Origin of the sequence: Terriglobus aquaticus (genome assembly GCF_025685415.1) — a bacterium.
Classification (GTDB): domain Bacteria; phylum Acidobacteriota; class Terriglobia; order Terriglobales; family Acidobacteriaceae; genus Terriglobus; species Terriglobus aquaticus.
In genome coordinates this window covers 1,818,307-1,842,360 of the sequence record NZ_JAGSYB010000001.1, presented here as the reverse complement: position 1 = coordinate 1,842,360, position 24,054 = coordinate 1,818,307, and the positions used below count along the sequence as shown (strand labels likewise).

The 24,054-nt window shown below is 61.5% G+C and carries 20 protein-coding genes and 1 tRNA gene; 15 read left to right on the top strand and 6 right to left on the bottom strand.

Going from position 1 to position 24,054, the window contains the following annotated elements; genetic code table 11:
- Positions 1-82 precede the first annotated feature (82 nt).
- Positions 83-3,577, bottom strand: a complete 3,495-nt coding sequence (locus OHL12_RS07610; protein WP_263413225.1) for a TonB-dependent receptor — start codon at positions 3,575-3,577, stop codon at positions 83-85.
- Between the two features lie 530 nt (positions 3,578-4,107).
- Here OHL12_RS07610 and OHL12_RS07605 point away from each other — a divergent pair.
- From OHL12_RS07605 to OHL12_RS07580, 6 genes are all read left to right on the top strand, one after another.
- A complete protein-coding gene (locus OHL12_RS07605) occupies positions 4,108-4,593 on the top strand; it encodes a DUF2127 domain-containing protein (RefSeq protein ID WP_263413224.1) in 486 nt (161 codons plus the stop codon).
- A 329-nt stretch (positions 4,594-4,922) separates the two neighbouring features.
- Positions 4,923-5,363: a division/cell wall cluster transcriptional repressor MraZ gene (locus OHL12_RS07600; protein ID WP_263413223.1), complete on the top strand. Its 441-nt coding sequence runs from the start codon at positions 4,923-4,925 to the stop codon at positions 5,361-5,363.
- A gap of 42 nt (positions 5,364-5,405) precedes the next feature.
- Positions 5,406-6,356, top strand: a complete 951-nt coding sequence (gene rsmH / locus OHL12_RS07595; RefSeq protein ID WP_263413222.1) for a 16S rRNA (cytosine(1402)-N(4))-methyltransferase RsmH — start codon at positions 5,406-5,408, stop codon at positions 6,354-6,356.
- 199 nt (positions 6,357-6,555) lie between these two features.
- Positions 6,556-7,068: a cell division protein FtsL gene (locus OHL12_RS07590; protein ID WP_263413221.1), complete on the top strand. Its 513-nt coding sequence runs from the start codon at positions 6,556-6,558 to the stop codon at positions 7,066-7,068.
- Positions 7,069-7,206: 138 nt separating this feature from the next.
- Complete coding sequence (locus OHL12_RS07585; RefSeq protein ID WP_263413220.1) at positions 7,207-9,528, top strand: penicillin-binding transpeptidase domain-containing protein; 2,322 nt, start codon at positions 7,207-7,209, stop codon at positions 9,526-9,528.
- Entirely contained in the window at positions 9,525-9,893 is a 369-nt protein-coding gene (locus OHL12_RS07580) for a sulfite exporter TauE/SafE family protein (protein WP_263413219.1), read from the top strand. Before OHL12_RS07585 ends, OHL12_RS07580 begins: the two co-directional genes overlap by 4 nt.
- Positions 9,894-9,899: 6 nt before the next feature.
- On the opposite strand, the gene OHL12_RS07575 is transcribed toward OHL12_RS07580, so the two are convergent.
- From OHL12_RS07575 to OHL12_RS07565, 3 genes are all read right to left on the bottom strand, one after another.
- Positions 9,900-11,372: a glycoside hydrolase family 55 protein gene (locus tag OHL12_RS07575; RefSeq protein WP_263413218.1), complete on the bottom strand. Its 1,473-nt coding sequence runs from the start codon at positions 11,370-11,372 to the stop codon at positions 9,900-9,902.
- A gap of 127 nt (positions 11,373-11,499) precedes the next feature.
- Positions 11,500-11,575: transfer RNA gene (locus tag OHL12_RS07570), tRNA-Cys, on the bottom strand.
- A gap of 29 nt (positions 11,576-11,604) precedes the next feature.
- Positions 11,605-12,264 carry a peroxiredoxin gene (locus OHL12_RS07565; protein ID WP_263413217.1) on the bottom strand — a complete coding sequence of 220 codons (660 nt, stop codon included), beginning with the start codon at positions 12,262-12,264 and terminating at the stop codon, positions 11,605-11,607.
- A 244-nt stretch (positions 12,265-12,508) separates the two neighbouring features.
- Between OHL12_RS07565 and OHL12_RS07560 the strand changes: the two genes are divergently transcribed.
- Entirely contained in the window at positions 12,509-13,441 is a 933-nt protein-coding gene (locus OHL12_RS07560; RefSeq protein ID WP_263413216.1) for a PhzF family phenazine biosynthesis protein, read from the top strand.
- Between the two features lie 353 nt (positions 13,442-13,794).
- Entirely contained in the window at positions 13,795-14,247 is a 453-nt protein-coding gene (locus tag OHL12_RS07555; RefSeq protein ID WP_263413215.1) for a response regulator, read from the top strand.
- A gap of 72 nt (positions 14,248-14,319) precedes the next feature.
- On the opposite strand, the gene recG is transcribed toward OHL12_RS07555, so the two are convergent.
- A complete protein-coding gene (recG, locus tag OHL12_RS07550; RefSeq protein WP_263413214.1) occupies positions 14,320-16,614 on the bottom strand; it encodes an ATP-dependent DNA helicase RecG in 2,295 nt (764 codons plus the stop codon).
- 124 nt (positions 16,615-16,738) lie between these two features.
- Here recG and OHL12_RS07545 point away from each other — a divergent pair, with 124 nt between their 5' ends.
- From OHL12_RS07545 to OHL12_RS07530, 4 genes are read left to right on the top strand one after another with little or no spacing between them, the layout of a single operon-like run.
- Complete coding sequence (locus OHL12_RS07545; protein ID WP_263413213.1) at positions 16,739-17,647, top strand: ABC transporter ATP-binding protein; 909 nt, start codon at positions 16,739-16,741, stop codon at positions 17,645-17,647.
- Between the two features lie 41 nt (positions 17,648-17,688).
- Positions 17,689-18,936: an ABC transporter permease gene (locus tag OHL12_RS07540; RefSeq protein ID WP_263413212.1), complete on the top strand. Its 1,248-nt coding sequence runs from the start codon at positions 17,689-17,691 to the stop codon at positions 18,934-18,936.
- Complete coding sequence (trpE, locus tag OHL12_RS07535) at positions 18,933-20,483, top strand: anthranilate synthase component I (RefSeq protein ID WP_263413211.1); 1,551 nt, start codon at positions 18,933-18,935, stop codon at positions 20,481-20,483. The genes OHL12_RS07540 and trpE overlap by 4 nt, the downstream gene beginning before the upstream one ends.
- Positions 20,484-20,516: 33 nt before the next feature.
- Positions 20,517-21,170 (top strand): flavin reductase family protein, encoded by a 654-nt coding sequence (locus tag OHL12_RS07530; RefSeq protein WP_263413210.1) that lies wholly within the window; start codon positions 20,517-20,519, stop codon positions 21,168-21,170.
- A gap of 32 nt (positions 21,171-21,202) precedes the next feature.
- Here the strand turns inward: OHL12_RS07530 and OHL12_RS07525 are convergent, their stop codons facing one another.
- Positions 21,203-21,733: a hypothetical protein gene (locus OHL12_RS07525; RefSeq protein ID WP_263413209.1), complete on the bottom strand. Its 531-nt coding sequence runs from the start codon at positions 21,731-21,733 to the stop codon at positions 21,203-21,205.
- A gap of 124 nt (positions 21,734-21,857) precedes the next feature.
- On the opposite strand from OHL12_RS07525, the gene OHL12_RS07520 reads away from it, so the two are divergent.
- From OHL12_RS07520 to efp, 3 genes are all read left to right on the top strand, one after another.
- Positions 21,858-22,451 carry an anthranilate synthase component II gene (locus tag OHL12_RS07520; protein WP_263413208.1) on the top strand — a complete coding sequence of 198 codons (594 nt, stop codon included), beginning with the start codon at positions 21,858-21,860 and terminating at the stop codon, positions 22,449-22,451.
- A gap of 6 nt (positions 22,452-22,457) precedes the next feature.
- Positions 22,458-23,360: a nuclease gene (locus OHL12_RS07515; protein ID WP_263413207.1), complete on the top strand. Its 903-nt coding sequence runs from the start codon at positions 22,458-22,460 to the stop codon at positions 23,358-23,360.
- 90 nt (positions 23,361-23,450) lie between these two features.
- Positions 23,451-24,011 (top strand): elongation factor P, encoded by a 561-nt coding sequence (gene efp, locus OHL12_RS07510; protein WP_263413206.1) that lies wholly within the window; start codon positions 23,451-23,453, stop codon positions 24,009-24,011.
- Positions 24,012-24,054 lie beyond the last annotated feature (43 nt).

Here is a 24,054-nt window from a genome sequence, read left to right as displayed (position 1 = left end):
TTTGATCGAGGCAAGGAAGGTGCGAAAAGGGTTCCACCCCGGCCGGAGCGGAACCCTTTCGCCTAAGCGAACTGCGCTGCGCCTAGAAAGCGTAACGCAGGCTGAATTGGAACTGCCGGTCCGCGGCATAGGTGCCGCCCTTGGTCTTGCTTTGACCAAACGTGCTGGAGGTGTAACCGGTGTCCGGGTTGTCGGGGGTGGGATGGTTTGCGATGTTGAATGCCTCAGCACGGAAGACAAGCGTCTGGCTTTCGTGGCCGGGGATAATGGGGAAGGTCTTATTCAGCGCTGCGTTGTAGCTTTGGAAGCCAGGACCGTAGATGATGTTGCGGTTGCCGCGTGGCGCAAACCGCCCGGCATACAGGTTTGTGAGCGCCGCGTTTGAACGGCTTCCGTTCAGGGTCGGGTAGGCTCCAATGTCGAACCAGGTAGACGTGCCTGTCTGCCCAGCAAACGACTTGAACGACTGCATACCGCGAATCAAAGGAACCAACTGGTTCCCCGACCCCGGTCCGACACCCGCAAAGTCTGTTGACGTGGAGACGTTGAGAGGCGCTCCCGTTTGCCCCTGCAGCGTGCTAGACACCTGCCAGCGGCCCAGCACCGCGCGAGCGAACCCGTTGCTGGATCGGCTGAACTGGTCGATGTTGTAGACCACGTTTGCGACGAAAACATGGCGCCGGTCGAAGTCGCTGGGTCCGTAGTAGATGTTTTTGTCAAACGTGTTGGGCAGGATAGTGCCATTGCTGGAGCCGAAGTCGGTGCTCTTCGACCACGTATACGCAACGCCAAAGAGCAGGCCATTCTGCAACCTGCGCCGCAGATTTACCTGAAGCGAGTTATAGAAGGACGCGCCGCCGTTGGTGGATTGGTTGATGTTCGAAAAGCCCTTGTACGGCCGCAGGTAATCCTGCTGACGAATCGTTGGATTTGCCTGCAGCGTACCCGGCTGCAACTGGTTGATGTTCAGCAGTTCTTCCAGGTGAACGCCGCGCCGTCCGGCATACGCCATCGTCAGCACGCCCAGCTTCTGGAACTCCTGCTCCACGGTGGCGTTCCAGTTGTAAGCGTTCGGGCTGGGATAGTTGTAGGCCTGAGAGGAATAGTTGAAGGGAAACAGGTTGCTGCCAACACCGCCCGGCTGGTCCGCCCCACCGAGGCTGACCGTAGACGAAGGCTGGAACGGCGCGTTTCCACCGGTGAAGACGTTATCCGTAATGCCAAGCCGCTGCGTATACCGTCCGCCACCCGCGCGTAGAACCAGGCCGGAACGCACCTGATACGTCAGTCCGAGACGCGGCTGGATATCCGTCTTGATGGTCGGTGAATAGTTCCTGTCATATCCGCGGAACAGGAACGAGTAACCATTGGCGAGAATGTCGGAGGCAACATGCCCTTGTGCGATGGAAGGAAAGCCGCTGCCCGGAATGACCACGCCGTTGTAACGGCTCTGGTCTCCGTTCGGCGTCGTCACCACATCGGTGTTCGGATTCACGATTGCGGCGATCGACGGATTGTAGTTAGAAGGACTAAAGACCGACTGGTTGCCCCACTTGGCGTAGTACGGGTTGTACCAGCTATAGCGAATACCTGCTTCGACCACCAGCTTCGGCGTCGCGCGCCACGTGTCCTGCACAAAGCCTTCGTACATCGTGCTGCGGTAAAGGGTGTACGAACGCTGGCCGATCTCACCATAGGTGTCGAAGAGGCCGAGCGCTGTGTTGGCCACAGCGACGCCGCTGGTTCCTACAGAAGACGTGTTGGCCAGACCGCGTGAATCGCTGAAGACGAACTTGCCGTTCTGGTTGTTCGTGGAACCCGGCGTGTTCGACACCGTGATCTGGTCGAAGTTATTTTCGCCCGAGTACTCGAAGTTGAAGCCGGCCTTCAGCGTGTGATTGCCGAGCACCTTCGTTATGTTGTCGGCAGCGTTGTAGACGATGCCGCCGGAACGTGACGGGTAAGGGCCACCATCAAGCAATGTGAAGTTGGCGATCTGTACTGTCGGGATCTTATTGGGCAGCGTCTTTGTTGAGGCGGAATACAAGTACGGGTAGTTAATCCCGTAGTTCGTCCGGTTGTATCGGCCACTCGACGTGTCGATATTGATGGTGACGTGGTCGGACGCGCCGGAGACGATCACTTCATTGACCAGGGTCGGTGAAGCGCTCCAGGTGTAGTGGATGACGCCAATCTGATTCGGTCGGTTGAAGATACGCGGGTTGCGGTTGAAATTGCCGTAGTGCGGTTCCAGGTCGTTGTAGTTGTAGTTCAGCACCGTGAAGCGAATCCGGTGGGCGTCCGCCGGGATGTAGTCGATGACGTAGGTGTCCTTGCGCTGACGCTCGATGTATGGAGCAGATTCGAACCAGTTGTAGTTGGCACCCGCCGCGTTCGGAGCAGGGAACGCATTCAGCAGGCCGAGGCCGTTGGCGCTCTGATCGCCCGCAGGGATGATGTTGCCCTGATAGGGTTGGCGGGTAGTTGGGTTATAGATCTGCTGGACGCCGTTGTAGAAGATGTTGGGTCCGAGCAGTTCGCTGAAGTTGCCCTGGCGCATCAGCGTGGTCGGCACCTTCTGGAAGACGGTGTCGTCATGGTTGTACCGCAGATACTCCTGCCCGAACAGGAAGAACAGGTGGGTACGGCTCTTGTTGAAGCCTGGAAAGGTTACAGGGCCGTTGAAGTTGTAGCCGAACTGGTTGTACACGAAACCCGGTGGGCGCGAGCGCACCCGGAGTGAGTTCGACGGCAGCTTGCGTTGCCACGTGTTCGCATTGAAGAAGGTGTTGCGCAGGAACTCAAAAGCGGAACCGTGGAAGGAGCTGGTACCGCTTCTCGGCACGATGCGGACCTGGCCGCCATCGCTGCGGCCGTACTCTGCCGGATAGCTATTTGTCAGGATCTGGACCTGCCCGGTCGAGTCCACATCGGCCACGCCTACGCTTGTGCCGTTCGAGCGGGTACGGACGGCGGGTGCGCCGTCCAAGGTGATCAGGCTCTCCTGCGAGCGGGCACCACCGATGTTGATGCCGTTATCCAGACCGAACGACAGGGCTGCCATCGGCGAGTTGCGCACCACGCCCGGTTCAAGCTGCGAGAGGTAGAGCGGATTGCGGCCGTTGAGCTGGATACTCCTGACCTGCTCCTGGGTCACAAGCTGACCGACAGTTGCGCTCTCGGTCTGTACCGTGTTCGCATCCGACTGCACCTCCACCACCGCGGAGGTCTCGCCCACCTTCAGCGAAGCGTCGATTTTGCGGCCAATGCTTGGGTCCACGTGCACGTTCTGAATGTCGTAACTTTGGAAGCCCGATGCCTCCACGTGAACCGTGTAGTCACCCGATGGGATGTTCGGAACGGTGTAGCCGCCACTCTCATTACTGGTGACGGTATTTACGGCTTTGGTCGCGTTGTTCGTGACCGTGATCCTGGCGTTTGGCAGTGCGGCGCCGGATGCGTCCGACACAGTTCCGGAAAGCGAAGAGCTGTCCGATTGACTGACAGCAGCGTAGGGAAGGCTGAGCGTGAAGGTAGTAGCCGCGATAGCCGCTACAAGGGTTCTGGTGCGAAACATGGAGCCTCCGAAAAACTACTTCATGCAACCGGGTGAATGGCCTGAAAACGATTCCAGAGATGTTTGAACGGAACCCTTGTAGCGGTCGCCCTTCGACCATGTCAAGTGAAGTTTCGGAGACCGTGAGGCTGCATTCGATTTCTCGCCAGGCAATCGGTTTCTGGCCGTCAGTGGCCTACCCAGAGCCCAATCCAAAGGAGGATGGGTCTCTTCTATGACCGCAAGTCGAAGGGGTTGAGTCCGTACCGATTGCTCAGCGTCCAAGGGCATTCACCGACGCGGGGAAAGTCTGAGTACCGAGTCAACAACTTCGTGCGGGAACAAGCAGCGAAGCAACCAAGACGCTGATTGCGAAACGCTCTTCATGCAGCCGGGGCAACAGCGCGGCGGACTGAGTGATCGGCCAATCGCACGGACAAGCAACGAGCTCGTATCAACGCGCGCAGCCCTCAGCCGCGCGCGTTGACAAGCCACACTCTCACGACAACACTCGATGTGTGGCCACAGAGTCGCCAGCACACGCCGCGAACATGGGTGATCTCTCCGCCAGGGTGCCTCCGCATGATCGCGGCCTCCTGATCATTGCGATCTTCAAGCTCAGCAAGGCGGTTTTTTTCGTCGCCATTGCGGCTGGCGCCATGCACTTCATCCATCACGATCTGGGGCAGGCCTTGGATCGGCTGGTCACGATCCTCAACCTGGACACAGAGAACCGCTTCGTCTCCCTCGTGCTAGGCAAGGCAGATCTGGTCACGCACCACCGCATCCGGCAGTTCAGCATGCTCAGTGTCGGCTACGCCTTCCTGTGCCTTGTTGAGGGCTATGGGCTGATCCGGAAACGGGTGTGGGCAGAGTACTTCACTCTCTGGTTGAGTACGGCGTTCGTTCCCTGGGAGTTGTGGGAGTTGTTGCGCCACCCGCAGTGGTGGCGACTCGCTGTGCCCCTGGTCAACCTGATGATCGTGGCATACCTGGTCTGGTTGCTGCGCCGCAAGCGGCAGCGTGGCGCTGTGTAGGCGCCTGCCCCGCCTTCCAGCAGCCGCAGAGACAACCGATACCAAATCGGAACGGATTGGCACCTTCATCTGAGGCATTCCCTAAAAGGTGTACACAATCCCTTGTGTATTACGGCCGTTAGGCCCTACTTGTGGCGTTTTCCACATAAAGCGCTATTGTGTCCACATTTCCAATCCCTTTGTCCTTGCTTGGTGCGGTGAAAAGGGTAATGATGTGGCTGTTGGTGGAGTGAAGTGGAGCAAAAGGGAGAGGGCAGACCCTAAAACCTCCATCTCAGGCCACGAGAAAGCGAATGCGCTAACCGGCGCTCGCTGGGAGTCGGAATCGGATGTTTCGCGGGAACCATCCAGCGCGCGTGGACGAGAAGGGCCGCCTAAAGCTGCCCGCGGAGTTCAAGCGTCGTGTGGATGAGGCATACGGCCCGCAGTTTTACGTAACAAGCAAGGACGGCAAGCGGGCCGAGATCTACCCGCTGCGTGAATGGGAAAAAGTCGAGGAGAAGCTGGCGGGCATTCCCAGCATGAACCCCTCGAAAAAGAAGTTCCTGGACGTGACGAACTATTACGGCCAGATGGCGGAGCTGGACGCGCAGGGCCGGCTCACCTTGCCCCAACTGCTGCGAGACAGCGCACGGGTCACCGCTGAAGTGGTGGTGCTTGGAGCGCAGACCTATCTGGAAGTCGTGAACCACGACGACTTTAAGGCGAAGCTGGAAGCCGAACCGCTGAACGAAGCCGATCTGGCGGCGTTGGCCGACCTCGGACTGTAACGATTGGAAGTTTGCCCCCAGGGGCTTGCATGGAGGCGGAGAGTGGCGGATCCGCAGCATGTACCGGTTCTTCCTCAACAGGTGTTGGACCTTCTGGATGTGAGGCCGGGCGGCGTCTATGTGGACGCGACGCTCGGGCTGGCCGGGCACGCGAGTGCCGTGTTGCGGCGACTGGGAGCGGAGGGCACGCTGATCGCGTTCGATCGCGACCCTCAAGCAATGGCGATCGCGAAACAACGAATCGATGCGCTGCGCGAGGAGCTGGGTGCCGCGATGCCGCAGGTGCGGTTTGTAGAACGAGCCTTCTCGGTCGCAGCGGAAGAGATCGCCCCCGGTAGCCTCGATGGACTGTTAGCCGACTTTGGCGTCAGCAGTCTGCAACTGGACGAAGCTCACAGAGGATTTAGTTTTCGGCAGGATGCTTCCTTGGATATGCGCATGGATACGCGCAGCGGAGTTACTGCCGGTCAAGTGGTAAATCAGATGGACGAGGAAGAGCTCGCCGATCTGATTTACGAATTCGGAGAGGAAAGGAGGTCGCGGAGAATCGCCAGAGCCATTGTCAGGGCACGGCCGATACATACTACGGCGGAGTTAGCCAAGGTGGTGTCGGCCGCTGCCCCAGCAATGAAAGGCGACAAGTTACACCCCGCGACACTTACGTTTCAGGCCCTCCGAATTTACGTGAACGATGAGCTTGGAGAGATCCGGTCGCTGCTGCATAGCGCGCCATCTCTGCTGAAACGCGGCGGTCGGCTGGTGCTGATCAGCTTCCATTCCCTAGAGGATCGCCAGGTCAAAGATGCCTTGCGCGACGGTGCAAAGAGCGGCATCTGGGAGGTTCTAACACGCAAGCCGGTGATTGCCGATGAAAGCGAGCAACGGCGCAATCCAAGATCGCGAAGCGCGAAGTTACGAGCGGCGATCCGGATCGACTCGCACAAGGAAGTAAAGATACCGCCAGAGGGCGGTAGCCGTCGAGGAAGAAGATAGCTGTGGATAATCGGTGGATTTGTAGGATAACTTGCCGCACCGGACGAGCCAGTTCGAAGTACCGGATTGAGAAAGATCGAGCCTGTAACACAGGCGTGCTAATACCAGAGACGCCTGCAGCAGGATTGGTGCACCAAAGATTTCGTGTTCTGGCGCAGGAATCAACAGAGGTTCCGGCGTGTAACGAAGGAGAAGGACGATGGAACAGGTAATGACGGCAGCGGGCATAGCAAGCCGGGCGCAGCGCGAACGCGCCGAGTCATTCCGCGATCACAACCGCGCCGTGTTTGACGCGCAGCGCCGCGCGCGTCGTGGTCCCACGCCGGAAATCTTCTTCACCAAGCATCTGGATAACACCCGGTTGGTCAAGGCGGATGATCCGGAGCGCCGCAAGGAAGTGCGCTCCTTCACCATTGCCATGACGATCCTGTTCTTGCTGACCATGACCTATGTGTGGCAGCACTTCTCTTCGATCGAGCTGGGCTACTCCATCGAAGCGCAGAAGATTCAGGTCGATCATCTGCGCGAGGAGAACCGCCAGTTGCGTCTTACTGAAGCGCAGCTCGCCGACCCTGACCGCATCGATCGCATCGCGAAGCAGCTTGGTCTTGACATGCCGCAGCCAGGCCAGGTGATCCGTCCAGAGCTCACCTATACGGGTGGCGAGGGCGTACTCGCCGAGGCGAAGGTGCCGGCGCAGTTGAGCCGGTAACCTACAGCACTGCTCCTTGTTCCAGGCGCGAACCTGTAAAGGTTCGCGCTTCTCTCATAGTTCCGAATCGGAGCTTTCTCTTACCGGGCGGGCCACCATAAGCTGGTGGCACCTTTCCGCGTTCCGGAGCTTCCACCCATGCAGACGCAGTCCCGCCAGCCACTCACCGCGCCCATCCGTCGCAAACGCTTTGCGCAGGTCGCAGTGTTCTTCATGGCGTGGATCGCGATCATCTGCGGCCGTCTGGTCTGGATCCAACTGGTCAAGCATCACGACTGGGTAGAGCGCGCAGCCAAGCAGCAGCAGCGCACATTTGAAGTCGCGCCTCGCCGCGGCGTGCTGTATGACCGCAACCTCCGCGAGCTCGCGGTGACCGTACTCGCCGAATCGGTCTACGCGGTTCCAAGCGAACTGGGCGACAACCGCGAGAATGTGGCCGACATCATCTCCGGCATCGTTCACGTGGACCCGACCGACACTTTCACGGCTCGCGGTTCCATCCTGGCCCGCCTGAATGCGTCGCGCAACTTTGCCTGGATCGCCCGCAAGCTGACGCCCGAGCAGGTGCAGCGCATTCGCGAACTGAACCTGAAGGGCGTGTACCTACAGAAGGAATACAAGCGTTTCTATCCGAATAGCGACCTGGCGTCGCAAACGCTTGGATATGTCGGGATGGACGACACCGGCCTGGGCGGCCTGGAGCGCGAGTTCGAGGACGAACTGCACGGCGCACCCGGCCATGTGCTGACCGCAGTCGATGCCAAGCGCCACGCTCTCGGATCCGAAGAGCGCGAGCCTCTGCCCGGTGAGAATCTGGTGCTCACCATCGACACCAACATCCAGCACATTGCAGAGCGCGCGCTGGATGCGCAAATGGAGAAGATGAAGGCCGCACACGGCACCGTAGTCGTGCAGGATCCGCACACAGGCCAGATCCTCGCGCTCGCCATCGCCCCTCGCTACAACCCGAACGATCTGAAGCACCAGGATCCGTCGATCCTGAAGAACCTTGCAGTGAGCGACGTCTACGAGCCAGGCAGCACCTTCAAGCTGCTTACCTATGCCTCTGCGATTGATGGCGCGGGCGTGCAGCCGACCGACATCGTGGATTGCCAGGGCGGTGCCTTCACTCTGTTCGGTCGCACCCTGCACGATGATAAGTCTGACCACTTCGGCCGCGTCACGGTGAAGTATGCTCTCGAGCACTCCAGCGACGTTGGCGCGGCAAAAATGGCGCTGAAGCTTGGCAATCAGCGCTTCTACGATTACATCCGTTCGTTCGGTTTCGGCGATCGTTCCGGTATTGAGCTTCCGAGCGAAACCCGTGGTCTTTTGCGTCCGCCGAAGAAGTGGGACGCGCCCAGCATCCTGTCCATCTCCATCGGGCAGGAGGTGGGCGTTACGCCGATCCAACTCGTCACCATGGTGTCGACCATTGCGAATGGTGGGACCTATCTGCCGCCGCACGTTCTGCTGAACGCTAGTGATTATGTGAAGGGTGATCCGCGGCTGCAGCCTGCGGCGTTTCATCCCACCACGTCGTTGCCGGCGAAGCTGCCGGACGGAGCACACCGCGTCATCAGTGAGCTGACGGCCGCCAAGATGCGCGACATCATGGAAGGCGTCGTCGTGGAGGGAACCGGTAAGAAGGCCGCGCTGAACGGCTACAGCGCAGGCGGCAAGACCGGTACCGCGAACAAGGTCGATCCCGTTACGCACACGTACTCCCATACCAAGCTGGTCGCCAGCTTTGCCGGGATCGCTCCCGTGAACAATCCTGCGATCTCGATCGCAGTCGTCATCGACACGCCCACAGTCGGCTCGCGCTACGGTGCGGAAACGAGTGCGCCGGTATTCCAGCAGGTCGCGCAAGAGGTGCTGGAGTACCTTGGCGTGCCCCACGACCGCCCGCTCCATCCGGTGAAGCCGGGCGATGAGCCGGCGCATCCCGCGGCAGAACTTGCGGAAGACGCACCCTCGGAAGAGACCGGCGATCTGGCTGCACTCTTTGCGGAAGCGAACGCGTTACCCGCTGACGATCCGTTGCATGGAGACCAGACTGCAACCGCGAAGCCCGTTCAGACCGCGCAGGTTGTAAGTACACCAACCTCGTCCAGCAAGGCAGCCGCAATCTTTGCGGCCTTGCCGGACAAGATCATGCAGGCATTCCGCGAGCACGGCGGATCGTCGTTTATGCCGGAGGAAGCGAACGTCCGTCCCATGCCGAAGCCGCAGCCTTCCACCACGGTTCGCTCCGATGGCGCTGTCGTCGTGGATGCGAGTCGCAAGGTTGCCGTACCGGTGTTTGATGGAAGCGCTCTGCGCACCGTGATTGAAAAGGCAGGCGTAGCAGGCCTGCGTGTTCAGCCTGTCGGCAGCGGTCTGGCGCGCGAACAGATGCCCGCTGCCGGAACCATGGTCCCTGTGGGAACGGAAGTCGTGGTGCGCTTCGGACGATGATGACCGCTCCCGCAGCGTGGCTGGTCGTTGTTGTGGGAGCGCTGGTTGGCGTCCTGGTCGGCCTGACTGGAACCAGTGGCGCCTTCATCATCCCCACGCTGGTCTACGTCTTTGGCTTGACCCAGCTTCGTGCGCAGGGAACGTCACTCTTCATCGCGCTGATCCCGCTTTGGATCGCTCCGCTGTGGAGCTATGCCCGCGCCGGGAATGTGAACTGGCGGCTCGGCGCGACCCTGGCGATCGGTCTCGCGATGGGCGCGTTCGTCGGTGGACGGTTTGCCCAACATCTGCCGCAGACGTTGCTGCGCCGTGGGTTCGCGGTCGTTCTGCTCATCATGGCAGCCCGCATGATGCTGCAGAAATGAGCCCGCTTACTTCTTGCAGCGATAAAGCGTTCCATCCTCGCTGACGCACACTTCGGACGTTCCCTTGCCAGCCAACGAGTTCACGCGGACCGTTCCCAGCCGTGCGGCAGACGGCGTTTCGATCGCGACGTCCTGGTTAGCTCCATGGTGACGATCCACGATCAGTTCCACTGTGCCGAGGAACTCAAACGGCCCCGTGTCTCCGGGAGGTGGGGTCACGTTGACCTGGAGGCGGCCACTCGCATTCAGACTTAGCCGAAACGATGTGGCACCCACCTGCACCACCGGATGCAGGTTGCTCACCAGGAATTCGTGCGCGACCTTGGGCGTGCCGTCACCCGCCATCCAGTGCCCGGTCAGTCTCGCCGACCACGCCGCCCCCGCAGGATGATCCAGGAGGCCGATGACGGTCGGACCAGCTGGGCCGACCCGCCACCCACCCGGCACAATCTCTACAGGTTCACCATCGGGCGCGTTCATCGTCCGCACTGCCGTGGGCATGCCTGTGCTGTAGGTACCGCCAAGTGCATTGGCGTCGGTAGTCACGTTGCCCCAGTGCGTCAACTCACCCGAAGGTTCCGGGAACACCGGCGTGCCAGCCATGAAATTGTCCGTGAGAGTCAGGCCGATGCCGCCGGAATCGGCCGCAGTCAGGAACTTGCCTGTGCGTGTATTTTCCTGGTGAATGCCAGACAGCTTCAAGGTGCGGCCATCCCCGCCGGTCAGCCGAATGCCGTCCGTATTCTCCATGGTGGTTCGGCCGCTGAAGCTGATGGTCTGTCCATCGTGAATGAACACTGCGTAACCATAGGTATCGCTGAAGGTGGACATCCCATCCACGTTCACCGTCGTTGTCGCCATGCCGGGGTTCTTGTCGCTTTCCATCACCAGGCTGTTCTGCCCGGAAGCGTTGCATTTCACGTTGTGCAGGCTTTCGTATCCGCCCTGTTCAATGAAGATGCAATCCTCCTTCGTGTACTGGATCGAGACGTTGTCCAGCCGCGTGTCATAGCCGAAGTAGGGCGGCTTCGCGTTCGGGTCCGACAGCATGGCAAAGCCCGATCCTTTCAGGCCGCGGGTACGCCCGTCCCAACCACCGTGAATGCCGATGTCGCGCAGCATCGTATTGCCCCGGCTAACCACCGCATTCTGCTGCACCGCCCCGTCGAGGTGCAGCACCGTGTTCTCCCGTCCTGCACCAACGATCTCTAGGCCGGTGACGTCGAGTGTTGCAGTCAACCGGTAGTCACCGGCGGGAACGAAGACTAGCGCACGCAGGCGCCGTGCTTCCGCGAGTGCGGTATTCAGCGCAGCGGTGTCATCGGCTTTGCCATCGGCCCGCGCACCAAATCTTGCCGAACGCACATTGACGATGCCGAGGCTCTGGTCTGCGGAACCCAGGGCAGCCTGGCTGCGAAGCAACGGCGTGCAAACACACGGGAGGCAAATGAACGGGAGCAGCAGACGAGAGCGCAGCATGTTCTATGAGACGCACATCACCTTTGCACCGTCGGCACAGGATGACTCCTGGCGCGAAGCTGTCGTCTCCACAGCCGCACAGCAGAAAGGCTCCTCGTGAGGAGGAGCCTTTCTGCCTGCTGAAGTTTGGAGCACCGGGCCGGGATTGAACCGGCGAATACTGGTTTTGCAGACCAGCGCGTTAGCCACTTCGCCACCGGTGCTCAATGCGGGGCCGGAGCCCCGAATCTGCTTACGACTGCGGCTGGGCCGCCGTGCGCAGGTACGGCTTCACCGTCTTGTAGCCGGGGAAGCTCTTGTCCGCTTCCTCGTTGGAAACCGCGGCGGTGATGATCACATCGTCGCCCTGCTTCCAGTTCGCCGGCGTGGCCACCTTGTGCTTCGCCGTCAACTGCATGGAGTCGAGTACGCGCAGGATCTCGTCGAAGTTGCGACCCGTGGTCATCGGATACGCCAGGTGCAGTTTGATCTTCTTGTCCGGGCCAATGACAAACACCGTGCGCACCGGAGCATTCAGCGCGGGCGTGCGGCCTTCGCTGGTCTCTCCAGCATCTGCGGCCAGCATGTCGTACAGCTTCGCGATCTTCAGCTCCGGGTCACCGATCATCGGGTAGGTCACAGGATGCCCGCCTACGTCCTCGATGTCCTTCGCCCACTTGGCATGGCTGTCAACGGGATCAACGCTCAGACCAATCACCTTGGCGCCGCGCTTGGCGAACTCCGCTTCCAGCCCAGCCATCGCGCCCAGCTCCGTGGTGCAAACCGGCGTAAAGTCTTTGGGGTGGCTGAACAGAACGGCCCAGCCATCGCCAATCCACTCATGAAAATGAATGGGACCCTGGGTGGTTTCTGCGGTGAAGTCGGGCGCGGTGTCGTTGATGCGCAGTGACATGAGTTCCTCTCGCGAAGTGAAGTGCGACTTGCCAGGCGATCTGTGTTCGGGGGCTTCGATGAGCCTGGCGCAAAAACGAAAGCCCACTAAGCTGATGCTTGAGCGGGCCGGCGGGTGCAATCCTGTGTCGAAGCGATCAGACCGACGGCCGTGCCGTTCCGCGGCAACAGCAGCGGCAGCAGAGCACGAAGTCGGCGGTGGTGAAATGCTTCATCTGCTGCAACCATAGCGAGGGAGGCTTTTCATGTCAAACTCGCGCCCGGATGCGAACGACACCGCGGCTTGGCTCGACTGGGCGCAGGTGGACGTCTTTGCCGACGCGCCCTATCAGGGCAACATGCTCGCCGTCTTTCCCGACGCGACCGGTCTCACCGATGCGGAGATGCAGGCGATCGCACGCGAGACCAATCTGTCGGAGACCACGTTCGTCTTCCCCCGCGACCGCGCCGTGGAAGAGCAGCAGGGCATTCGCGTTCGCATCTTCACCACGCAGGAGGAGCTGCCGTTCGCCGGGCATCCCACGCTAGGCACAGCAAGCTGGCTTCGCGCCATCCGGCCCGAGCTCGCCGACGCGGAGAAGATCATCCTGCACCTGAACGTGGGGCCAGTGCTCGTGCGCTTCCCTCAGTCGCATTCATCCGATCCCGCAGCGGCCATCACGGCAGAGATGGAGCAGCCCGAGCCCATCTTTCTGGACACCATCGGCCCCGGTGACCTCCATCGCGACCTCGGGCTAGATACGCTTGAGCTCCACCCGCACTTGCCACCGCAGATCGTCAGCACGGGCCTGCCGGTGCTCGTCGTTCCGCTCGCCTCTTTCGAAGCGCTGGCCGCGCTAGAACCCGACCCCGCGCGGGAGAAGACTCTGCGGTCCGCGACATCTGCAAAGTTCGTCTACTTCCTGGCACAGCACGATGAGCACACGTGGCATGCGCGCCTTCCGCTCTACGGCGGGGAAGACCCGGCAACCGGTTCGGCGGCGGGTTGTGCCATCAGCTACCTGGTCGAGCACGGTGCCGCGCCGCCGGAAACAGCGGTCACGATCCTGCAGGGCAGGTTTGTCCATCGCCCCAGCCGCATTCTCGTCCAGGCGGCTCTTGACACCGGGCGAGTGTGCCGAGTGCGCGTTCGCGGCTGCACCATCCCCGTTGCAACCGGACGCTTTCTCCGTCCGTGATCCTGCGGCTTTCCACATCCCTTGCAGAAGGTAAGTGCCTGTATCGGGAGAGCTTCGGCGGACGTAGGAAAGTTTGGCCTATCGCGTCGGGCTGGTTTCGCCTGAATTTCGCCGTTGCCACGGCAGGTACATGACCGTACTGTGAGGAACGTTGATCGCGTCAGCGCGATCGTGCTGCGCGGTAACGGGCAGCGAACTCCGACATTCCCCCCGAACTCAGGCCAATGCGCCGCAATAGCGCAAACGCCGATGCTCGTTTTTCTTCGGGTGAGTAATCACCCGGCACCCTGACTTGCGCGAGCAAGTCAAACGCCGCTCTGCGCCTCAACGGCACAGCCGGAAAGAAAGGTCTCATGCGCCCACGTAAGGTCATCCTCTGTGTCGACGACAACGAACAAACGTTGGCTGTCCGCAAGTTTCTGCTGGAAACCCGCGGATATCGCGTCCTGACTGCAAGTTGCGCACAGGAGGCGCTGCAGCAGCTGGAGGCGCCGGAGACGGGCACGGTAGACCTGCTGCTGTGTGACCTGATCATGCCGCACGTCGACGGCAACGAACTGGTGCGCCGCGCGCGCGTGGTGCGCCCCGGTGTTCCCACGCTCATGATCTCCGGCACCGTGTCGCAGTTCGAACGCGGCTCAGAGGCCGATGCATTTCTACCCAAGGGTGCATGCTCTCCCGTGGAGCTGCTGGAACGCGTACGCATCCTGGTTGCGCGGAAGCGGGGTCCACGCAAGGCCGTCATATCCGCTCCGTCGTGGTCTCCGGTGGTGGCGATGGACAGCGCCATGCAGCGTGCTTCGTAACGCTATCGAGTACACCGCGCAACGAGTGCGACGCGTATCCGCCCGTTTCATGCATTCATGGCAGCGTTTCGGTCAGGCCTCTACGAGGCCGTACCGGCGCTGCCATTGTTCTTTCAACTGGGTCCGCACCATTTCGCGTTCGGCATCGGTCATATCGTGCAGGCGCCCAGCGGCCAGGTCCTGGGCTTCGGCCTTGGCGATCTCCAGCATTCGCCGGTCGCGTAACAGGCTGGCCACGCGCAGGTCGGGCATGCCAGCCTGTCGCGTTCCGAAGAACTCTCCGGGGCCGCGCTGTTGCAGATCCAACTCCGCCAGCTCAAACCCATTTTGGCTCCGCACCATGGCATCCAACCGTTGCTCGGCCTCTTCGCTCACCCGCTCGCCCGTCATCAGAACGCAATAGCTCTTCGCTGCGCCGCGACCCACGCGACCGCGTAACTGGTGCATCTGCGCCAAGCCGAAACGCTCAGCGTGTTCAATGACCATCACGGTCGCGTTGGGCACATCTACACCGACCTCGATGACCGTGGTTGCAATCAGAATGTCGATCTCGCCGCGTTGAAAGCGGCCCATCGTGGCTTCCTTCTCATCGGCCGCCATTCGGCCATGCAGCAGGCCTACGCGCAAATCTGCAAACGCGCCATGCCGTAAGTCGTCGTACATCTCCACCGCAGAGCGCAGGGGCGCTCGTGCATCCATGCCGGCCAGCGCCGCCTGCTTTGCTGCCGCGCCGCGCCGCGCACCCTTCTTCGCGGCCGACTTCTTCGCCGCAGACTTTGTATCGATGGGAGCCGCTTCGGCAGCGAAGTCCAACTGCGGCTGATCCTCACTCGGACCTTCCACCAGCGGGTACACCACATAAGCCTGTCGACCGCGTTGCACTTGCTTCCGTACGAACTCCCAAACTTCCGACGCCTTCTGCTGTCCGACGCGGCGCGTGACCACCGGGGTGCGTCCGGGCGGCAACTCATCGATCACACTCACGTCCAGGTCGCCATAGATGGTCATCGCCAGCGTGCGTGGAATGGGAGTTGCTGTCATGACCAGCACATCCGGCTCGTTCCCGCCAGGCTTCTTCATCAGGGTGAATCGCTGACGCACGCCGAACCGATGCTGCTCGTCCACGATCACCAGTCCCAGGTTGGCGAAGTCGACCTTTTCCTGGATCAGCGCTTGCGTTCCGATGATGAGTTCTGCCTCGCCGCGCAGGATGCGGGCACGCGCGCTTCGTTTGCTTGCGTCGTCCAGCGCTCCGGTCAACAGCGTTACCTGGTAGCGCCGAGCGCCCTTCGCCAGCAGCTTCTTCGCAGACAGGTAATGCTGCGTCGCGAGGATCTCCGTCGGGGCCATCAGCACGGCCTGCGAGCCATTCTCAATGGCGATCAGTGCGGCCTGCAGTGCCACAATGGTCTTTCCGCTGCCCACGTCACCCTGCAGGAGCCTCCGCATCGGCGTTGGCTTTCTCATGTCGTCCACGATCTCGCGCAGAACGCGTTTCTGCGCCGCTGTGGGCCGAAACGGCAAGACCTGCTTCAGGGCATCGCGCACCAGCTCACCCGTCTGAAAGGCCGTTCCATCTCGTTCGCGCAAGCGCTTGCGCTTCAGCTCCAGGCCCAGCTCCAGGTAGAACAGCTCCTCAAACACGAGCCGTTGTTGCGCCGCTGTGCGGAACTCCTGCAGCTCCTGCATCGGCGTTCCTTCCGGCGGAAAGTGCGTCTCGCGCAGCGCCTGCAAACGGCCTGGTAAGCCGAGCCGCTGCAGCATGGCCGAAGGCAAGACCTCGGGAATGGGCGGCCCCTGCGCAAGCGCTTCCAGCACCTGCCATAGCAGCCGCCGCGCCCAGCGCGAGGTCAGCCGTGCGCCGCTCTGTGTAGTGCCGCCCAGCGATTCGTACACCGGTACGATTCGTCCCACTTCCAGCAGCCGCTCCAGAGGATCGCTATCGCCCGACGCGGCCGGCAAGACTTCGAACTGCGGCTGAATCATCTTGAACCGGCCACCCTGGGACCGGCTCGGTTCCGCTCGGCCGTACAGCGCAACCATGTCGCCCAGCTTGAATCGATCTTTTAGATACACTCCACCGAACCACGACGCGGTCAGAGATTGCAGGCCGTGCCCCACCGTGAGTTCGAAGATCGGCTGTCTGCGCGTGTAGAGCAGAGCGCTTCCGCGCACCTCGGCGATGATGCTCGCCGTCTCGCCAGCGACTAGCTCGCTCAGCGGCTTGGGATGGAGGCGGTCCTCGTAGCGGAACGGCAGGTGATACAGCAGGTCCTCGACGGTATGCACGCCGCGGCGCGCCAAGGCCTCGCCGTTACGCGGACCGACGCCCTTCAACTGCTGTACGGGCGTTCCGAGCGCGATCATCCCTGCGATGGTAGCAGCGCGGGCCACGTGCCACGGAACGCTATGCCCGGCTCCCGCCCGAACGGGCTGCTAAACTCGGATGCAGCAGAAATCCGGCGACTTTCGCGGCTTTTTTCCCCTCACTATGCCTACTGTTCAACTGAATCAGGTTCGAAAAGTCTACGAGAACAAGGTCGCGGTTGAGGGCCTGACGCTGCGCATCGATCCCGGCACCATGTTCGGTCTCCTGGGCCCCAACGGCTCTGGCAAGACGTCGTCCATCCGCATGATGATCGGCATCACGATGCCGGACTCCGGCACGGTTGAACTCTTCGACCGGCCGTTCACGCGCGACGCCCTGAAGCGGGTGGGCTACCTGCCCGAAGAGCGCGGTCTGTACAAGAAGATGAACGTGCTCGATCAACTCATCTTCATGGGCCGGTTGCACGGTTTGAACACCATGGAGGCCGAACGCCGAGCGAAGATCTGGGCCGACCGTCTGCAAATAACCGAAGCCCTGCCCAAGAAGACTGAAGAGTTGAGCAAAGGCATGCAGCAAAAGATTCAGTTCATCGCTGCGTTGCTGCACGAACCCGACCTGATCATCCTTGACGAACCGTTCAGCGGCCTCGATCCCGTCAACGGCGCGCTTCTGCAGGACACCATGATGGAATTGCGCTCCGCCGGCAAGGCCATCCTCTTTTCAACGCACCGCATGGACCAGGTGGAGCGCATGTGCGACGGCATCGCCCTGATCCACCGCGGTCGAGTGGTGCTGCAGGGTGGTATGCGCGAGGTGAAGGCACGCTATCCGCGGAACCGCGTTGAGGTGGTGTACGAGGGCGATAACAGCTTCCTGCGCAACCCCGAAGTCGCCGAAGTCAAGGAGTACACGGGACGTGCGGAGGTCACGCTGCGTGGCGAGCAGCCGGATGCACAACCTCTGCTGCTCGATGCCGTGCGCAGTGGAGTCCGCATTCAGAAGTTTGAAGTCAAAGAACCGACGCTGGAAGAAATCTTCATCAGCGCAGTAGGAGGTCGCGTCGATGCATAACGCCGACGGATCCACTTCTGAGTGCCACGCGGAGAGCGACCATGTTTAGCAACATCTTTCTGATCGCCCGTCGCGAATATCTGGAGCGCGTGCGTACCCGCGGCTTCATGATCGCGACGATCCTGATCCCAGTGCTCATGGCAGCAGGCATTGGCGGCTCCATCCTGATTGCCAAGCACAGCAAGTCCAATTCGCACCTGGCCGTTGTTTCGTCCGATAGCAGGCTCGCCACCGACCTGCAGAACGAGCTGGAACACGGCAAAGACTCAGAGATGACCATCGACGTCATCTCGCCGCCAAGCGATCGGACCCGCGCCAACCTCAACGACCTGCTTCGGCAGAAAGAGCTCGACGGATACCTCTGGATCAGCCCGCCGCGCTACGCGGGTGGCCGCCCCGTGCTGCAGTATCGCCAAGGTTCCTCGGCCGACATGGCAACGCGCTCCTCTGTGCAGCATGCGATTGATACGGTGCTTACGCGCGAGCGCCTGATGCAGCAGGGCCTCTCGCAGCAGCAGGTCGAAGACATGATGAAGCCGGCCGAACTGGAGTCCACCGAGGCAGGGCAGCAGGACAATACCAGCGCAAATTTCGCCGCGGCTTACGTCACCTTCTTCCTCATGTACATGGTCATCATGCTGTACGGCATGAACGTGGCCAGGTCCATCATCGAAGAAAAGACATCGCGTGTCTTTGAAGTCATGCTTGCCACGGTTCGACCGCTGGAAATGATGGCTGGCAAGGTTGTCGGGGTGGGCTCCGTCGGCCTGACGCAGGTCGGAATCTGGATGCTTGCAGCGGTGCTGCTCACGCACACCGCCATCATCGCGCACTACGTCGGTGGCGGCTCTTCGGGCATCTCGTTTTCCGCGGCTCAGGTCATCTTCTTCATCGTGTACTTCCTGATGGGCTACCTGCTTTACTCCGCCATGGCAGCTGCGCTGGGAGCCATGACCAACTCTGAGCAGGAACTGCAGCAGCTCAACATGTTTCTTGTACTTCCGCTGGCCGGCTGCATGGTCGCGTTGCCGCTCATCCTGAGCTCGCCCAACAATCCCTGGTCTCGTGTGCTGTCGCTCATCCCGTTCTGCACGCCCTTGCTCATGTACATGCGCGTCTCGATCTCGCCGGTGCCCTGGTATGAGATCGCGGCCTCCCTTGTGATCATGGCGATCACGATCTATGCCATCCTGTGGGTCACCAGCCGCATCTACCGCGTCGGTATCCTCATGTACGGCAAGAAGCCGAACCTGCCGGAGATCATCCGTTGGGTCAAGTACAGCGGATGAGCACAACGTCGACCAACCCTGCAGAGGCAACGCCGGACCAGAAGCAATTCCTCCTGCTCAAGCGCAAGCGTCATACTTTGATCCCGGTCTTCCGCACCATCAATGCGGACCTGGAAACGCCCGTCTCCGCCTTCCTGCGCGTCGCTTCGGCCGAGCCCGAGGCGTTCCTGCTTGAGTCCGTGGAGGGCGGTGAGCGCGTTGGTCGCTATACCTTCATCGGCGTGCGTCCGTACCGCAAACTGACGGCGTATGGCCGCACCCTGACCGACACGCAAGGCAGGAAGAGCCGCACCTTTGAAGGCGACGTCTTCCAGGTGCTGCAGCAGGCGCTCAGTGAACACACACCGGCCAAGCTGCCAGGTCTGCCTCCGTTCACGTCGGGCGCGGTTGGATTCTTCAGCTACGATGTCGTGCGTCAAATCGAACGCCTGCCGTCCACCGCCGCCGACGAACTGCACGCGCCCGATGCCTGCCTCATGTTCTTCGACGAGGTACTGGCCTTCGACCACGTGAAGAAACAGATCTTCCTGATCGTCACCGCGGACCTGCTCCGTGAGCCGGATCCGGAGAAGGCCTACCGCAACGCGCTGAAGCGTCTCGACCGCATGGAGAAGCAGGTCACCGCACCGCTGCCAGCGCCTCTCCGCAAGCCGAAGCGCAAAGCTCTCGGCGCCCTGGAACTGAAGCCGCGCACGCCGAAGAGGGACTTCCTCAAGGCGGTTGATCGCGTGAAGGAATACGTTGCCGCCGGCGACGTCTTCCAGTGCGTTCTCTCCCAGCGTTTTGACTGCAGACCCGAGGTCGACGCGTTCGAGATCTATCGCGCGCTGCGCATCGTCAATCCTTCGCCCTACATGTACTACCTGCGGTTTCCGCTGGCGCGCGGCGGTGCAAACGGCGCACCCGAGCCCGCTCACATCGTGGGCTCGTCGCCGGAACTGCTCGTCCGCGTCAAGGATCATCACCTCGACTACCGTCCGATCGCTGGCAGTCGTCCGCGTGGAGACGATGAGGCCAGCGATGCCCGTCTGGAAGAAGACCTGCGCCGCGACGCCAAAGAAACCGCAGAGCACGTGATGCTGGTTGACCTGGGACGCAACGACCTGGGTCGCGTCAGCGACTTTGGCACCGTGCAGGTGAAAGACCTGATGGTGGTCGAGCGCTACTCGCACATCATGCACCTGGTCAGCTCGCTCCGCAGCCGTCTGCGCGCCGATCTGACCGCTGTCGACGCGTTCCGTTCCTGCTTCCCGGCCGGCACCCTGTCGGGTGCGCCAAAGATCCGCGCCATGGAGATCATCGAAGAACTGGAGCCGGCGCGCCGCGGTATCTACGGCGGCTCTATTCTTTACGCCGATTTCTCCGGGAATCTGGATAGCTGCATTGCGATTCGCACCCTCTTCATGCACGGCAACGAAGCATCCGTGCAGGCCGGCGCGGGCATCGTCGCAGATTCCGTGCCTGCGACCGAGTTCGAAGAGTGCGTCAACAAGAGCAAAGCCGTGGTGCGTGCCATTGAACGTGCGCGTGCCCAGGCCAGCCGATAACGCGACCCAAGATCGCACTCCCGAGGAGCGAGCATGAGCGAGACACCGCAAACCACTGAGCCGTTCCTCCACTTCCAGATGGACACGATGAAGCCTTCGGACAGCTACAAGCTGCTCGCCGCACTCGTCGTGCCCCGGCCCATCGCGTGGGTTGTCACACAGGACGCAAACGGCATCCGCAACGCCGCACCTTACTCGTTCTTCAACATCCTCTCCACCGACCCGCCATTGCTGGCCGTGTCGTTCTCTGCAGCGTCTGACCGCGACGGAAAGGACAGCCTCGCAAACCTGCGCGCGACAGGAGAGCTGGTCGTGAACCTGGTGCCGGAAGAACTCGCGGAGGCGATGAGCATCACCGCCATCGACGCGCCGCGAGGCGTGGACGAGTTGGCCTACGCCGATCTCGCACTTGCCGACAGCATCTCCGTCAAACCACCACGCATCGCCGGTTCTCCTGCGGCGTTTGAGTGTGTCGTGCATGCGGAGGTTCCCGCGGGGTCAAACACCATCGTCCTTGCTCGCATTCAGCATGCACACGTACGCCGATCGGCATTCTCAGATATAGAGCGGCTGCACCTGGATCCCGCTCAGCTTCGCCTGATTGGCCGCATGGGCGGCGGGACCGCGGGCGGGTACTGCCGCACGCAGGACCTGTTCGAGGTCCCGCGGCCAAGCTGGAACCGCTAAGCAGGAAAGCGTACCAAGCCGCGTTGGGCGCGCTACTTGCTCATCCTGCCAAGCCGAAACGTCATCCCGACCAGCACGCCCATGCCGCTGCCCTGGTTTTTCACGCTCAGCATCTTGGGCGTGGGCAGCTTGCTTGGTGTCAGGTCGCCGGGGACCACTTGCAGGCCCATCACTCGAGAAAATCGATAGCACAGGGCGAAGTCGCTGGGACGGCTGCTATCTGTGGTGTTCCAGTGTTCGCCCGCGCGGCGCCGCACCGCCACCACCACTGGCAACTGCTCAATCAGGGAAGGACTCGGTAAGTGTCGCACCGAAAGATCGGCCACTGACTTGGCAGCCTGTCCTGCAGCGGTCAGGCGAGCCGCCGAGAGCGCCAGCACCCGAACCAGCGGTGCGGGCGAGGCGGATTTCACAGTTGTGACCGCATCAGCGTCGCCGGCCGGTTCGGCGAGCACCGCTGCGCCGGCCTCAGCGGCGCCAGTTTCGGCGATGTGAGCCGCCACCATAGGGCGCGCTACCACAATCGCCAGGACGGCAGCGCTGATTCGGAGCAGGGCGAACATACTTAGATAGCATCGGCATTCGACGACATTCTCTTCAATCACACCGTTGGGGAATCTCGAAGTCCGGCTGGGTTAGTTCGGGGCAGGCATCTGCCGCGCTGCGCTGGGGAGCTAGGATAAGAACATGGTCTTCGTGCTGGACAACTACGATTCGTTCACCTACAACCTCGTCCAGTACATGGGCGAGCTCGGGGCCGAGGTCGTGGTGCGCCGCAACGACGAGGTGACGCCCGAAGAGGTGGAAGCCATGCAGCCAGAGCGCATCGTCATCTCGCCCGGGCCATGCACACCGCACGAGGCCGGCATCTCGATCGATCTGATCCGTCATTTCGCCGACGCGGAGCGTCAGCGCCAACGCCGCACGCCAGTGCTCGGCGTGTGCCTGGGCCACCAGTCACTCGGTGCGGCATTCGGCGGTGACGTCGTGCGCGCCGCGCGCCTGATGCACGGCAAGACCAGCGAAATCGACCACGACGGCAAGACGATCTTCACCGGCATCGCTCCCCGCATGGTCTGCACCCGCTACCACTCGCTGGTGGTCAAGCCTGAGACGCTGCCCGACGAACTTGAAGTAACGGCCCGCACCCAGGATCCGGAAGGCGAGGTCATCATGGGCCTGCGTCACCGCGAACTGCCGATCGAAGGCGTGCAGTTCCATCCGGAGAGTGTTCTGACCCGCGATGGCAAACAGCTTCTGAAGAACTTCCTGGAGCTGTAACCAGACATGCGCCCGGTCTGTACCGCTCTTCTCGCATTGGTTGCGATCGTGTCGCTTGCGCAGGAAAGTGCGGCACAAAGCATTGGGACGGTCCGCACCTCGAGCGCGCAGGTGCAGGGAATGGTTTCAGTGTCGGCTGGGAAGTCGACCATCCAAAACAACGCAACGGTGACCGCGGGCCGAGAAACCGCCGAGGTGGACCTGACCCGCGGCGGCGCGGTGCGTGTGTGCATCGGCAGTGCCGTCAGCTTTTCCCAGGCAGCCAATGGTCAGCCCAACGCGCAACGACCGCTGCTGTTCGGCTTGCAGCATGGCGCCACGGAGATCACGGCACCTCTGCTGCGAAGCGATGCCGTGGTCACACCAGACCTGCGGATCGAAAGCTCCGATCCGGCGCCGCTGGACTTGCACCTGCGCGTAAACAGCGCGGGCGACACCTGCGTTGAAAACCTGGGCAAGAACGCGCCGATCCTGCATGTGACCGAGCAGCTTAGCGGCGCCGGGTACCTGGTCAAGCCGGGCCAGCACATCATCTTCGAGAAGGGCAGCGTTCGTGCCGTGGTCAGCCGGCCTTCCACTCAGTGCGGTTGCCCCCGGCCGGGCAAAGGCGATGATTTCCCTGAGGCGGTCAGCGCGGGTCTGGTGCCTTCGACCGTTCCCGCCGCACCAGCCGGTCAGCAGCACACGCAGGTGTCCGCAGGCATGGACTACAACGGAGCCACCGGGACGGCGAGCGGTCCGCCGCTGCCGGACGGCACCGTGCCCGTGACCACGGCGGCAGATGCAGCCCACAACGGGCCTGCACAGCCGTCGGCAACGGCAGCGTCACAGGCGAGTGCTGCGCAAACATCGCGCAATCCGTTCAGTGCGATTGCGCGGTTCTTTCACCGTCTCTTCGGCGGCAAGTAGCCTCTGCCGCGACGCAGGCCCGACAGGCCGCACGATACAATCGAAGAGCGATACCAGAGCGATCCAGAAGTAATTGAAGGAGTTGTTTCTATGGCGATTCCCGCCACTCAAATGCGTCCGGGCATGATCATCAAGCACAACGACGTGCTGCATGCCGTTTTTTCGGTGGAGCACCGCACGCCCGGCAATCTGCGCGCCTTTATCCAGGCCAAGCTGCGCAACCTGCGCTCCGGCGCCATGTTCGAGCACCGCTTCCGCTCCGGCGACGCGATTGAGCGCGTCATCGTCGATGAAGTCGCGATGGAGTTCCTGTACAACGACGGCGACGATTACTACTTCATGGACACTGAGACGTTTGAGCAGACGCCGCTGAAACGCGAGACGCTGGGCGATGCGGTCGATTATCTTCTGCCCAATCTGAACATTCACGTGAGCTTTTATGACGGCAAGCCGGTGGGCATCGAGCTTCCTGGCGTAGTCGAGATGACCATCGTCGAGACCGAGCCGGGCATCAAGTCCGCCACTGCCAGCAGCGTGACCAAGCCGGCGAAGACCGAAACCGGTCTGGTCGTGCAGGTGCCTCCCTTCATCAACGAGGGCGAGAAGATTCGCATCGACACCGCGGAAGGCGCATACATGTCGCGGGCATAGTTTGCGGCAGTTTTGGCCCAAACGGCATCGCTTCGGCGGTGCC

Bases quoted from the DNA above. Each gene is read 5' to 3' on its own strand.
- OHL12_RS07610 (WP_263413225.1), bottom strand. From the start codon at position 3,577: ATGTTTCGCACCAGAACCCTTGTAGCGGCTATCGCGGCTACTACCTTC.
- OHL12_RS07585 (WP_263413220.1), top strand. From the start codon at position 7,207: ATGCAGACGCAGTCCCGCCAGCCACTCACCGCGCCCATCCGTCGCAAA.
- OHL12_RS07560 (WP_263413216.1), top strand. From the start codon at position 12,509: ATGTCAAACTCGCGCCCGGATGCGAACGACACCGCGGCTTGGCTCGAC.
- OHL12_RS07580 (WP_263413219.1), top strand. From the start codon at position 9,525: ATGATGACCGCTCCCGCAGCGTGGCTGGTCGTTGTTGTGGGAGCGCTG.
- OHL12_RS07590 (WP_263413221.1), top strand. From the start codon at position 6,556: ATGGAACAGGTAATGACGGCAGCGGGCATAGCAAGCCGGGCGCAGCGC.
- OHL12_RS07525 (WP_263413209.1), bottom strand. From the start codon at position 21,733: ATGTTCGCCCTGCTCCGAATCAGCGCTGCCGTCCTGGCGATTGTGGTA.
- OHL12_RS07565 (WP_263413217.1), bottom strand. From the start codon at position 12,264: ATGTCACTGCGCATCAACGACACCGCGCCCGACTTCACCGCAGAAACC.
- OHL12_RS07545 (WP_263413213.1), top strand. From the start codon at position 16,739: ATGCCTACTGTTCAACTGAATCAGGTTCGAAAAGTCTACGAGAACAAG.
- trpE (WP_263413211.1), top strand. From the start codon at position 18,933: ATGAGCACAACGTCGACCAACCCTGCAGAGGCAACGCCGGACCAGAAG.
- OHL12_RS07600 (WP_263413223.1), top strand. From the start codon at position 4,923: ATGTTTCGCGGGAACCATCCAGCGCGCGTGGACGAGAAGGGCCGCCTA.
- recG (WP_263413214.1), bottom strand. From the start codon at position 16,614: ATGATCGCGCTCGGAACGCCCGTACAGCAGTTGAAGGGCGTCGGTCCG.
- OHL12_RS07540 (WP_263413212.1), top strand. From the start codon at position 17,689: ATGTTTAGCAACATCTTTCTGATCGCCCGTCGCGAATATCTGGAGCGC.
- efp (WP_263413206.1), top strand. From the start codon at position 23,451: ATGGCGATTCCCGCCACTCAAATGCGTCCGGGCATGATCATCAAGCAC.
- OHL12_RS07605 (WP_263413224.1), top strand. From the start codon at position 4,108: ATGGGTGATCTCTCCGCCAGGGTGCCTCCGCATGATCGCGGCCTCCTG.
- OHL12_RS07530 (WP_263413210.1), top strand. From the start codon at position 20,517: ATGAGCGAGACACCGCAAACCACTGAGCCGTTCCTCCACTTCCAGATG.
- OHL12_RS07515 (WP_263413207.1), top strand. From the start codon at position 22,458: ATGCGCCCGGTCTGTACCGCTCTTCTCGCATTGGTTGCGATCGTGTCG.
- OHL12_RS07555 (WP_263413215.1), top strand. From the start codon at position 13,795: ATGCGCCCACGTAAGGTCATCCTCTGTGTCGACGACAACGAACAAACG.
- OHL12_RS07520 (WP_263413208.1), top strand. From the start codon at position 21,858: ATGGTCTTCGTGCTGGACAACTACGATTCGTTCACCTACAACCTCGTC.
- OHL12_RS07575 (WP_263413218.1), bottom strand. From the start codon at position 11,372: ATGCTGCGCTCTCGTCTGCTGCTCCCGTTCATTTGCCTCCCGTGTGTT.